Origin of the sequence: Buttiauxella cochleicola (genome assembly GCF_021282435.1) — a bacterium.
Taxonomy (GTDB): domain Bacteria; phylum Pseudomonadota; class Gammaproteobacteria; order Enterobacterales; family Enterobacteriaceae; genus Buttiauxella; species Buttiauxella massiliensis.
Genome location: NZ_JAJSOT010000002.1, coordinates 424568 through 437262, shown reverse-complemented (window position 1 = coordinate 437262; position 12695 = coordinate 424568). Strand labels below are relative to the sequence as shown.

The 12695-nt window shown below is 49.6% G+C and carries 9 protein-coding genes; 3 read left to right on the top strand and 6 right to left on the bottom strand.

Annotation, left to right across the window (positions count from 1 at the left end):
• Positions 1-17: 17 nt before the first annotated feature.
• From LVQ77_RS07790 to ahpC, 3 genes are all read right to left on the bottom strand, one after another.
• Positions 18-1106 carry a NapC/NirT family cytochrome c gene (locus tag LVQ77_RS07790; RefSeq protein WP_255666842.1) on the bottom strand — a complete coding sequence of 363 codons (1089 nt, stop codon included), beginning with the start codon at positions 1104-1106 and terminating at the stop codon, positions 18-20.
• A gap of 220 nt (positions 1107-1326) precedes the next feature.
• Entirely contained in the window at positions 1327-2895 is a 1569-nt protein-coding gene (gene ahpF, locus LVQ77_RS07785) for an alkyl hydroperoxide reductase subunit F (protein ID WP_232904126.1), read from the bottom strand.
• 100 nt (positions 2896-2995) lie between these two features.
• Complete coding sequence (gene ahpC, locus LVQ77_RS07780; protein WP_151994812.1) at positions 2996-3559, bottom strand: alkyl hydroperoxide reductase subunit C; 564 nt, start codon at positions 3557-3559, stop codon at positions 2996-2998.
• A gap of 442 nt (positions 3560-4001) precedes the next feature.
• Between ahpC and opgB the strand changes: the two genes are divergently transcribed.
• Positions 4002-6281: a phosphatidylglycerol--membrane-oligosaccharide glycerophosphotransferase gene (gene opgB, locus LVQ77_RS07775; RefSeq protein WP_232904125.1), complete on the top strand. Its 2280-nt coding sequence runs from the start codon at positions 4002-4004 to the stop codon at positions 6279-6281.
• Between the two features lie 141 nt (positions 6282-6422).
• Here the strand turns inward: opgB and gdhA are convergent, their stop codons facing one another.
• From gdhA to LVQ77_RS07760, 3 genes are all read right to left on the bottom strand, one after another.
• Entirely contained in the window at positions 6423-7766 is a 1344-nt protein-coding gene (gene gdhA / locus LVQ77_RS07770; protein ID WP_232904124.1) for an NADP-specific glutamate dehydrogenase, read from the bottom strand.
• A gap of 103 nt (positions 7767-7869) precedes the next feature.
• Complete coding sequence (gene entD / locus LVQ77_RS07765; RefSeq protein WP_232904123.1) at positions 7870-8544, bottom strand: enterobactin synthase subunit EntD; 675 nt, start codon at positions 8542-8544, stop codon at positions 7870-7872.
• 104 nt (positions 8545-8648) lie between these two features.
• A complete protein-coding gene (locus tag LVQ77_RS07760) occupies positions 8649-10931 on the bottom strand; it encodes a TonB-dependent siderophore receptor (protein ID WP_232904122.1) in 2283 nt (760 codons plus the stop codon).
• Positions 10932-11209: 278 nt separating this feature from the next.
• Between LVQ77_RS07760 and fes the strand changes: the two genes are divergently transcribed.
• The gene (gene fes / locus LVQ77_RS07755; protein ID WP_232904121.1) at positions 11210-12424 is read left to right on the top strand and encodes an enterochelin esterase; all 1215 of its coding nucleotides are present in this window, start codon (positions 11210-11212) and stop codon (positions 12422-12424) included.
• A gap of 15 nt (positions 12425-12439) precedes the next feature.
• A complete protein-coding gene (locus tag LVQ77_RS07750) occupies positions 12440-12661 on the top strand; it encodes an MbtH family protein (RefSeq protein ID WP_232904120.1) in 222 nt (73 codons plus the stop codon).
• Positions 12662-12695 lie beyond the last annotated feature (34 nt).

The following is a 12695-nucleotide window of genomic DNA, read 5'->3' as shown; positions in this document are numbered from 1 at the left end:
TGGCTATGACGTACGGCTTACCGGGCAGCATCTTTAGCGTGGTACTGGAACCAACGCGTAAGAATGTCCAGATCGTCATCACTGATATCTGTGCGGGACCCCATTCCTTTAGCAATAGAAGGCCAGGCGTTGAGGGGGTAGTGATCTGCGGCTATAGGTGCGTGGCAACCGGAGCAGTAAGCGGTGTCGAGGGATTTTGCATAGCGCCAAAGAGGTTCGCGGCTTGCCAACGAGTGCTCTGTGACCGTACCTTGCAGGCTAACGTCCCGCCAGACATTGCCATAACTGTCTTTTTCCCATTCACCCAGTGGCTTAAGCGCTTGCATTCCTTCGGGGGTAAGAGAGGCAATAACCAGCCTTTGGCCTGTTGCAAGGTAGAGAACCTGCTCTGCACCCTGCATTTGGCTGCCGGTAATCTCAACTTCTTGCCCATCATCTATTTGGCGCAAAACTTTCATTTTTGTCGCTGGATAGACAGTGCCCAATGTGCCCAACGGCGTTGGGGTTACGGCAAAGCGCTCTGGGGCATCGACTGGGGTTTTAACGGCTTCAGCCATCATTGCATCCAACGCTTTGCTATCAACGGTGACTTCAGGCGGGAAGTGGGCGACACCTTTGTGGCAATCAATACAGGTTTGGTTCTCTTTCACCGCCAAAGCATGCATTTTTTGCGCATCGCTACTCTGTTTTTGCAGATCCATTGCTTCCATGCTGTGGCAGGAACGACAGGTGGCAGAGTTGTTGCTTTTCATCTGGCTCCATACGCTTTGCGCCAACTCAAGGCGATGGGCTTCGTATTGCTCAGGGGTATCAATTTTGTTGGTGATAAATTGGTGATAAACGTCCTTGCTGGCGCGAAGCTTAGTCACGAGGTAATCGAGCCCACCTTCCGGAATATGGCAGTCTTTACACTCGGCGCGAATACCCTTTTGATTCATAAAATGAACCGACCCCTGATACTCTTCGTAGGGGGCTTGCATGGTATGACATGAGAGGCAAAATTCTGTTTCTGAGGTCTTTTTTAAACCCCATCCGGTGAGTGCGGTTAACATAACTCCAACGACGATACTTGCCGTACAAACCACAAAAATCCATTTCTTGTTCATATTATTCTCATTGAACTTTTTAATATAAAACATTGGTTATTTTATGGATATTTGAGCAATGAGCTGAAATATGTCAATGGCACTTAATGTAAAATGAGGGGTAGATAGAAAAAGTTATTTATTTCATTTAGTTAATGAATGTTGTGAAGCATTTAATTCATTTAAAGAATGAAAAAAAGCGGCCGAAGCCGCTTTTTGATATGCAGGTAAGCAATGATTTTTAATTATCGATAGGGGTGCGAATCAAATAATCAAATGCGCTCAGCGAGGCTTTTGCACCTTCACCGGTAGCAATAATAATTTGTTTATAAGGCACGGTAGTACAGTCACCCGCAGCAAACACACCTTTAACGGTAGTTTCGCACTTCGCATCAATAATGATTTCACCCATGCGGTTGCGCTCAACGCTGCCTTCCAGCCAGTTGGTATTGGGCAACAGGCCGATTTGTACGAAAATACCTGCCAGCTCAATTTCATGCACGCTTTCAGTAACGCGGTCTTTATACTGCAAACCAGTAACTTTCGTGCCGTCGCCTTTCACTTCCAGCGTTTGAGCATTCAAAATGATGTCGACGTTTTTAAGACTGCGAACTTTGTTCTGCAATACCTGATCGGCTTTCATTTCTGGGGCAAACTCCAGCAGCGTGACGTGTTCAACGATACCCGCCAGATCAATCGCTGCTTCCACCCCGGAGTTGCCGCCGCCAATCACCGCCACGCGTTTACCTTTAAACAGCGGGCCGTCGCAGTGCGGGCAATAAGTCACGCCTTTGGTGCGGTACTGTTCTTCGCCCGGCACGTTCATATTGCGCCACTTTGCACCTGTTGCAATGATGATGCTGCGTGCACTAAGTGTCGCGCCAGACGCAGTTTGAATCTGATGCAGACCGCCTTCAGTCTTCGCCGGGATTAACTTGCTGGCACTTTGCGTATCGATAACATCCACGTCGTAATCATCAACGTGAGCTTTCAGTGCGCCAGCCAGTTTCTGACCTTCGGTTTTCGGCACGGAAATGTAGTTTTCGATATCCACAGTATCCAAAACCTGGCCGCCAAAACGCTCGCCCATCAGGCCGGTGCGAATGCCTTTACGTGCGGAGTAAACTGCTGCCGCCGCACCTGCCGGGCCGCTACCGACGATCAACACATCGTAAGCTTCGCGTTTGTTCAGCGCTTCGGCCGCACGTTTTTCAGCGCCGGTATCAATTTTGCTGACGATTTCAGCCAGTGTCATTCGCCCCTGGCCGAACTCTTTACCATTCAGGAATACCGCAGGAACACCCATTACGTTGCGATCCTGAATCTCATTCTGGTAAACGCCACCGTCAATCGCGGTGTGGCTGATGCGCGGGTTCAGCACCGCCATCAGGTTCAGCGCCTGCACCACGTCCGGGCAGTTGTGGCACGAAAGCGAGTAATAGGTTTCAAAATGGAAATCGCCGTCGATTTCACGGATCTGCTCAAGCAAATCCTGTGATTCTTTCGACGGATGTCCTCCGGTTTGCAGCAAAGCCAAAACCAGAGAAGTAAATTCGTGGCCGAGTGGGGAACCCGCAAAGCGTGGGCCTTTATCGGAGCCTGGGTTGGTGATCAAAAATGACGGTTTGCGCACCGGCAAATCGTTATTAATACTCAAAGAAACTTTGTCAGATAGCTCAGCAATTTCTGCCAACAGTTCCTTTATCTCGGTCGATTTTGCACTGTCGTCCAGCGTGGCAATCAACTCAACAGGTTTGGTTAAGCGCTCAAGGTAGGCCTTGAGTTGGGTTTTCATGTTGTTGTCGAGCATGGGTAAATCTCCCTGATGGCGAGAATAACCAGGGTGGGCAGGCTTGCGCGCTGCCCACCGCTGAGTTAGTTATTGCAGGTGTTTATTGTCTTATTATTTTTTAGATCTTACCGACGAGGTCCAAAGATGGAGAAAGCGTTGCTTCACCTTCTTTCCATTTAGCCGGGCAAACTTCACCTGGGTGAGAAGCAACGTATTGAGCCGCTTTCACTTTACGCAGCAGGTCAGAGGCGTCACGGCCAATGCCTTCAGCAGTCACTTCGATAGCCTGAATGATGCCCTGTGGGTCAACGATAAAGGTACCGCGATCCGCCAGGCCTTCATCTTCACGCATGTTTTCGAAGTTACGAGTCAGTGCGCCAGTTGGGTCGCCGATCATCGCATATTTGATTTTCGCGATGGTGTCAGAGCTGCTGTGCCATGCTTTATGCGTGAAATGGGTGTCAGTGGAAACAGAGTAGATATCTACGCCCAGTTTCTGGAATTCTTCGTAGTGGTCAGCAACATCGCCCAGTTCAGTTGGGCATACAAAAGTAAAGTCAGCTGGATAGAAGAAGAAAACGCTCCAGCGGCCTTCTACATCCTTCTCGGTTACTTCAATGAATTCACCGTTTTTAAAAGCGCTGTTTTTGAATGGTTTGATTTTTGTATTAATTAAAGACATCTGTACTTCCTCCGTTTTGCGATGGGAGAAAGGTACCGAATATTCGCGTTTGGCTCTAATGGGTAGACCGTATCGAATTGATAAGTAATACCTTACAAGCGAAATAGCAGACATAAAAAAAGCCACCCGTTGCGGGGTGGCCTTCATGTTGCGCGTTACAATTCCACTTTAAAAAATTATAACAGCGGCGCGATTAAATCATTTGCACGCAGTACTGGTCAATCGACTCAACCGTTGTATTAACGATGATTCTGATAGCTATTTACTATCGATCAATGCAATACCCTTATTCCCAGCGGGCACAATTCCGAAATAGAGCACATTTTCATGTCAGGGAAATTGCAGGACTGTGACAACAACGCTAGATTTAGCGCTCAGTAATCTCTGAGCACAGCTTTGTGCCATTGTGCGCATCTATTTCGAGGGTCAGGCGTTGTCGGAAATGCTTTCAATTGTGTTGTTTGTCGCAGCTATTGCCGTTTACGCCGTAAAAGCAGGTCGTAATGCCTGGTGGTTTAGCGCTATCCTTCTGATTTTAGGACTGTATATTGTCCTGAACGTGACCTTTGTTGCCAGTAACTACTTCACTGGCGATGGCATCAACGATGCGGTGCTTTACACCCTTACCAGCAGTCTGACTGGGGCGGGGATTGGGAAGTATATCCTGCCGGGTGTCGGGGTGTTTGTCGCGCTGGTGGCCGTTTTCAGCGGTTTGACCTGGATTTTACGCCGCCGTAAAAACTACCCTCACCATTTTGGCTACAGCCTGTTGGCGCTTGCGTTAGCGATGGGTTCTGTCGATGCCTCGCCGGCATTTCGCCAGGTCACAGAATTGGTGAAATCACAGACCCGTTCCGGTGATTCAGATTTCGATGTTTATTACAAAGCCCCGCAGGGGAATATTAAAGATCCTAAATTAAACCTGGTTTATATTTACGGTGAAAGTCTGGAACGTACGTATTTACAGCCAGAGTTCTTCCCTGATTTAGCGCCGGAATTAACCGGGCTTAAAGATGAAGCAATAGATTTCAGCCATACGGTGCAATTACCCGGCACCGATTACACTATTGCCGGAATGGTCGCCTCGCAATGTGGTATTCCTTTATTTGCCCCATTTGAGGGGAATTCATCGGCTTCAATGTCGAGTTTTTTCCCAAAAAATATCTGCCTTGGTGATATTCTAAAAGCCTCGGGATATGAAAACTACTTTATGCAGGGCGCAGACTTACGCTTTGCAGGCAAAGACATCTTTTTACAGTCCCATGGCTTCGACCATATGTACGGTGCGCAAGAGCTGAAAAGTATGGTCGCAGACCCGGAATACCGCAATAACTGGGGTTTCTACGACGACACTGTGCTGGACGAGGTATACGAAAAGTATGTTGAACTGTCGAAGAAAAATAAACGTTTCTCACTTTTTACGCTGACCGTCGACACGCACCACCCGGACGGATTTATCTCGAAAACCTGTAAGCGCCGTAGCTACAACTTTGACGGCAAAGAAAACCAATCCTTCAGCGCCGTGGCTTGCAGCCAGGAGCATGTCGCTGCACTTATCGAGAAAATAAAAGCATCACCATATTTTAAAAATACTGTCATTGTCGTAAGTTCCGACCATTTGGCAATGAATAACACCGCGTACAAATACCTCAACCAGCATGACCGCAATAACCTGTTCTTTATTATTCGCGGTGATAAACCGCAGGCCGATCTGGTGCCAGTTAAACGCAGCACGCTGGATAACGGCGCAACGGTATTAGATGTTTTAGGCGGCGATAATTACCTGGGTCTTGGACGCAGTAGTTTGTCCGGGCAGTCGATTGCTTCGGTATTTCTTAACGTCAAAGAAAAGGTGATGGAGTGGAAACCGGACGTAATCGATCTGTGGAACTTCCCGAAAACGATTACCCAGTATGAAATTGACCAGAAGAAAAATACCTTTAGCTATTCAGGCGCGCATTTCAAAATGCCTTTATTGCTGCGTATTCTGGATAAAAAAATAGAGCCGTTGCCTGAAAGCGAGTATTCCGCGCCGTTACGCTATCAACTGGCTGACTTTAAAGAAAATGACAAATTTATTTGGGCCGACCGCTGCTTCAAAATGGCGCGTTTATGGGAACCTAAACTGGCACTTTCGACCGGGCTGTGTGTTGCTCAGGGGCAAGTTGGCGGCCAACCGTCAGTGCGCTTAATTGAACAGCAGCAGGAACAACATGCCGTTGAATTTGCCAAACAAGACATCGATAAAGCACGTTTTAAACAGAACGTTGCGCTGCTGAAAGTGGATGAAAACGCCATCCGCTATCAGGCAGATAGCTTTATTTTCAATGTGCCGGGGGCGCCACTTAATGTGAAAGAGTATGCGGGGATTTCTCGCCCTGAAGAGTGGGGGCGTTGGTCGAATGCGAATTTGGCACCGGAAGTGAAAATTGAATATGCCGAGCCGCTGCCCGAGAAATTTGACCTGGTGATTTCAGCTAAAGCGTTTGGCCCGAATATCGGTCAGCCGGTGCCGGTCAAAGTCGGGAGCCAGCAGCAAACACTTACGCTTGGCGAAGAGTTAAGTACCACGACGTTGCATTTTGATAACCCGGAGCGCAGTAATTTGCTGGAGATTATTCCACCGCAGCCGCAGTTATCTAATGAAGGCAATATTCTTGGCCACGAACCGCGCAAGATTGGGATTGGGATGGAAGATATTAAGGTGGTTCCTGGGGTTTAGTTTTAAATAAAAAAATAATACCCTAAATAATTCGAGTTGCAGGTAGGCGGCAAAAGAGTTCATCCCCAGGAGCTTACTAAAGTAAGTGACTGGGGTGAGCGAGTGCAGCCAACACCCCTGCAACTTGAAGAATGACGGGTATTATAAAACGCCCTGGCCTAACATCGCATCGGCTACCTTAACAAAGCCCGCAATATTCGCGCCGCGAACATAATGTGTTTGCTTATCTTCGCCACCGTAATTCACACAGGCTTCGTGAATATCCAGCATGATGTGATGCAGGCGAACATCAACTTTTTCTGCCTTCCATCCCATACGAGCGGCGTTTTGCGCCATCTCCAGACCTGAAGTTGCCACACCGCCCGCATTTGCTGCTTTACCTGGTGCGAACAGCACGCCCGCGTCCAGGAACAGATTGGTAGCTTCAATGGTGGTCGGCATATTCGCACCTTCAGCTACGGCCTTCACGCCATTGGCAATCAGCACACGAGCAGCTTCGCTATCCAGTTCATTCTGTGTCGCGCACGGTAGAGCGATATCAACTGGCACGCTCCACGGTTGCTGGCCTTCGAGGTACTTCAGACCGAACTCTTTGGCGTAATCTGCCACGCGCCCATCGCGGCTGGATTTAATTTCAGCCAGGCGCGCCAGTTTTTCGCTAGTGAAACCAACTTCATCAACCACAGTACCGTTGGAGTCAGAAGCAGTAACCACGCGTGCACCCAGTGATAATGCTTTTTCGATGGCGTATTGCGCCACGTTACCGGAACCAGAAACAGCAACGCGCATTCCTTCAAAGCCCAGGCCATGACGCTTGAGCATCGCATCGGTGAAGTAGATAAGGCCATAACCGGTCGCTTCCGGGCGAATAAGACTGCCGCCGAACGACAATCCCTTGCCGGTAAACACGCAGGCCGTATTGTTGGAGAGTTTTTTCATCATCCCCGCCATAAAGCCAACTTCACGTCCGCCAACGCCAATATCGCCTGCTGGAACATCGGTATCCGGCCCGAGATGGCGATACAGTTCCGTCATCAGTGCCTGGCAAAAACGCATGATCTCGCCTTCACTTTTACCTTTCGGGTTAAAGTCGCTACCGCCTTTACCGCCGCCCATTGGCAGTGTGGTCAGCGCATTTTTGAAGGTTTGTTCAAAGCCGAGGAATTTCAGAATTGAGAGGTTCACTGACGGGTGGAAACGCATCCCACCTTTAAATGGCCCAATCGCCGAGCTAAATTGCACGCGCCATGCGCGGTTAACCTGCACCTGATTTTGGTCATCAACCCAGGTGACGCGGAACTGAATCACACGTTCTGGTTCAACAAGGCGCTCTAAAAGTGCCAAACGGCGGTATTGCGGATTTTGTTCCAGGAACGGCCAGAGCGTAGTCATGACTTCGCGTACTGCCTGTGCAAATTCAGGCTGGTGCGGGTCACGTTGTTGAACAGAGGTCAGGAATGATTCGAGAGAAAGCGAGTTTTCCATAGATTAAGAAGTCCTTGTTATAAGTGATGTTGTAGATGTGTTGTGTTCTTTCGAATATAACATTCACTTATTACCAGGCCGCAAGTGATTTATCTTATGCTGTTTATAACTGTATTAGCGTTATTAATTGCGTAGCGTGATTTTCCCATATCGCTTTGAATTTACTTTCTTTTTTAAATGGCCCAAGTGAATGATTGAGCGTCAGAATAAGATGCTTGTCATCTATTTTTCTTATGGATGCAGCTGAAAAATCAAAATAGCGCCCAACGTGGCGAAACAAGGCTTTGAATAAACTCTCTTTGGCAGAGAATGCCAGCGTTAATGCGTAATGAAAGGGGAGGGCGGTCGAGCACAAAACTTCTCTTTCCGCGCTATCAATTATGCCAGGGTAAATTTCCCCGGCGACATCTGGCGTAATAATTTCAGCACAATCAATGCCAATTCCCACACGCATTTGCGCCGAGTCAGCGATTACTGTTGCCAGCGCCACATTGCCGCTGTGAGTCATGCTGCCGGTAAACCCTGGCGGCCAGCAAGGTTCACGGTGCAGGCCAATGCCCGGAATATGATGGCTTATTCCATGAAGACGCAGCGCTTCTCTGGCAGCAATCCGGCCAGCGAGATGCTCGGCTTTGCGTTGCCTGACAGCATTTTCAAGACGCTTGTGATGCGGGAGTAACAGCAGGTCATCGGGTTGAAAAGTGACAGCGTCAAAATCCACCCGCACGATAGTTTGCGTCGTGTCACAGAGGCTGAAATGGGTGAGCTGAGTATTCATCAGATGTTTTCTCCTTCTACCTTGGGGAGAAGGTTGGGATGAGGACCATTATCGCAGTCCCTCTCCAAAAAGGAGAGGGACTGCATGGCGTAAGCGGAGGTCTATCAGAAATGGGTATTCACACTCACGTAGTAAGTACGTCCGGACTCGTTATATGTTTCGGCACCTGCACCGTACATGTAACCGGCATTGCCACCCGTTGTCTGGGCATTACCTGCGCGCCAGTGGCGTTCATCGAAGACATTGTCGATACCCGTAGTCAGGCTGACATTCTTCGTGGCATCCCAGGTCCCACTCAGGCCAACAATGCTATAAGGGCTAACTTCGTTGGTTTCTGTTCCCGTTGCAGGCAAACCTTTGTAGTTGTACTTCTTCGGCTGTTGTTTGCCGTACCACGTAAAGGTCGATTGCACAGAGATGTCCTGGCGAATTTGCCAGCTCAGGGTGGAGTTTAACGTATATTCCGGAATAACGGACAGGCGCTCGCCGGTCTCTTTATTCTTACTTTCCAGCATGTAAGTGATGTTATTTGTCCAGTTCACTGTATTGGAAACCGGTACGTTTAACGTGCCTTCCAGCCCTTCTACCAGAGCTTTAGGAATGTTTTCCCACTGGTAAATATCGGTTTTGGTTTTACCAGAAGAAGTCTGGCCGATTGGTGCGTAACCCGCTTCGATTTTGTCTTTGTAATCATTGCGGAACCAGGTGACACCAGCGAGCCAGCCGTCACGTTTGAACTCAAGACCAATCTCTTTGTTGACGCTGGTTTCAGCTTTAAGGTCTTCGTTACCCATCATATAGCAGCCCACGCCGGTGCCGCTTGCATAGCAACCCTGGCCTTTGCTGTAGAGGATGTAGTTCGGGTTGGTTTGATACAGGCTCGGTGCTTTATACGCCTGAGCAATACCCATTTTCAGGGTGAAGTCATCACCCAAACCTTGAGACAGGTTCAGAGATGGGCTCCAGTTATTACCCACGATGCTGTGATGATCAAAGCGCAGACCCGGAGTCAACATAGTGCTGTCGGTCAGCTCCATATTGTCTTCAGCAAACAGTGAGAAGATCTCTGCCTGAGAATATGGGCTACGGTTGGTGCTGTTCGACCCAGGAATTGGGCCGCCCATAAAGGTTTGACCGTTTGACGACAAATCTTTCATCTTTTGCTGGTTCCATTCGGTGCCCAGCGTCAAGTTTTGGTTAAACACGAAATCAATCGGGATATTCACTTCGCTGTGCAATAGCACATCGCTCAGATCGATATCGCTGAATTTATCACTGGAGAAAATCCCTTCGGTGCCACCGGCCAGACCTTCACGCATACGTGAGTTTCGGGTGTGTTCGTACTGCACCCAGTTGCTGGTCGTCAGGCCGCTGTCCCAACCACCATTCCAGGTCATGGAGTAGCTCTGGCGGTAGAGGCGGTTAGTCTCTTTGCCATAGTTATCTTTCACGATTTGGTTGGTATTGGTGTTCTGGGTATCGCCGGAATACAGGTTGCCCTGGCGGCTGTAACCCGCTTCCAGTTCCAGAGATTGCATTGGTGCGAAGTCCCAACGCACGACGCCGTTGATATCTTTGTTAATTACCCCTTCACGCCCGGCTGGCAGGGTATCGGCATAAATACCGGTACGTTCAGACTGATGGCCCTGGTTGATGTCCCAGGCATCGGCTTGCGTTTTATCGAGGTTGCCGTACAGACGGAAGCTGAAATCCCCACCCAGTGGGCCGTTCAGGCTGAAGTTGGTGCGCTTAGTGGAGCCTTCGTCTTTGTGCTCAGGGGCATTGAGATAGGTGTTCCAGGTGCCATGCCATTCACCGGTGCCTTTTTTGGTGATGATATTGACTACACCACCTGCCGCACCGTTACCGTAACGCGCTGCGGCCGGGCCACGAATGACTTCGATACGCTCGACCATTTCAGGTGGTACCCAGCTTGCATCGCCACGTGTATCACGTTCGCCACGCCAGCCAAGTCGTACCGAGTTTCGGCTGGTGACCGGTTTGCCATCGATAAGAATCAAGGTGTTTTCCGGGCCCATACCGCGAATATCAATCTGGCGGCCGTTGCCACGTTGGCCACTGGTGGAGTTACCGGTCAGGTTAACGCCTGGCATAGTGCGGACGATTTCGGAAATATCACGCGCTGGTGGGCGTTTTTTCAGCTCTTCAGCGGTGATGGTTGAAACGCCTGGTGCCTGCAAGTTTTGCGCGGCGGCGGTAACAACCAAAGTGTCTTCTTCAGCGTGATTTTGTGTGTCGTCATTGTTGGCAGCAGCGGTCTGAGCCGTTGCTGGTGCCGCTTGCTCTGCCGCAAAGACAGGTGCTGCAACACCGTATATTCCCAGATTGATTAGCATTGCGAGGGAATAGTTAATTTTCTTATTCATTATGGCGGCCTGCTTTTCCGCTGGGCCCGGTGTCATTCCATTCCCAGAGGGATCGGGCGCAGCATGGATGTTACGAAGCGATACCGAAACTGTCTGCAACAGCCCTGAAATGAGGGAATCGTGCGTTCAAGTCCGGCAATTAATTGTTTTTGCACCAGGAAGCTGGTAGCCCAAAGCGCGGAAATACGCTATTGCAAATGCAAATAATTATCAATAGTATTATCAATATATTTCAAGATTATTGTCCGTTATCAATAATTTCATAAGGTTATGTTCGAGTGACGAATTTGCTGACAGGAAGTGAGTGCTGGTGGCAGGAAAAAAAGGCGCAAGGGATCCCCGCCGTTACCTGTGAAAATGACGGTTTGTGTGAGGTGACTTTTTTGTGGCGTGACCCCCAGGGTTGCGAGCAAACCTCAGCGATAAAGCGAGTCTGGATTTACATCACGGGCGTGACAGATCACCATCAACGCTCGCGTCCGCAAACGCTCGAACGCATTGCCGGAACTGATGTCTGGCAATGGCAAACGCAGCTAACTGCTACATGGCGCGGCAGTTATTGCCTCATCCCAACAAACAGTGAAGATGATTTCCCGGCAGAGGCTTTTGAAGGCATCGTGCCGGAGCGCATGGCGCTGCGCGAAGGCTGGCGAAAACTGTTGCCACTTGCGATTGCCGATCCGCTAAATCCTGAAAGCTGGCTCGGTGGGCGAGGGCATCCGATGTCAGCACTCCATCTTCCTGATGCGCCAATGCAGGCCGGTTGGGATATACCAGACACGCCGTATCACGCACCTCAGCATATTTCCTGGTTGAGTGAGCGCCTGAAAAACCAGCGTAGTGTATGGATTTTTGCCACCGGTGACGCCCAGCCAGAGCAGCGCCCGTTGGCGATTTTGCTCGACGGCCAATTCTGGGCTGAAGGGATGCCAGTGTGGTCTGCACTTCAGGCTCAAACTGATGCTGGCGTATTACCTCCCGCCGTTTATGTGTTGATTGATGTCATCGACAACGCAACACGCAGTGATGAACTGCCCTGTAATGCGCAGTTTTGGCTGGCAGTACAGGAAGAATTACTGCCGCACCTGCGTACGGTTACCCGCTGGAATGAAAACCCTGAAACCACAGTAGTCGCCGGGCAAAGCTTTGGCGGGCTTTCCTCGCTTTATGCCGCACTTCACTGGCCTGAACAATTTGGCTGTGTGCTGAGCCAGTCAGGTTCTTACTGGTGGCCACGTCGTGAAAACAACCAGCAAGGCGGGCAGTTGATACGGCAACTGGAAGATGGGCTTGCGTGTGAAAAAGCGCTGCGTATCTATCTTGAGGCAGGTGTCAGAGAACCTCTTATTTATCAAGTTAATCAACGAATTTACCCCTTACTACAACAAACACAGCGAGCTGTTTTCTACCGTCAGATTGATGGTGGGCACGATGCGCTTTGCTGGCGAGGTGGTCTTTTGGACGGTCTCGCCTGGCTTTGGAAAGCGCCTTAAAGAGCGGAGTTAACTATGGAATTCAGTAACCCTTTCGACTCGTTGCAGAGCCGTTTTTTCATCCTTGAAAATGCGCAGCAACAGTTCAGCTTATGGCCGGAACATTGTGTCTTGCCCGATGGCTGGCTGGTGGTTTGTGAACCCGCATCAAACGATGAATGCAACCGCTGGTTGCTTGCCAACTGGAGCGATCTTCAACCCGCCTCCTTTGCAAAAGAAGAGGTGATTGGTGAGTGAATTAATGATGACGCCAGCACTGGAACAACAGATA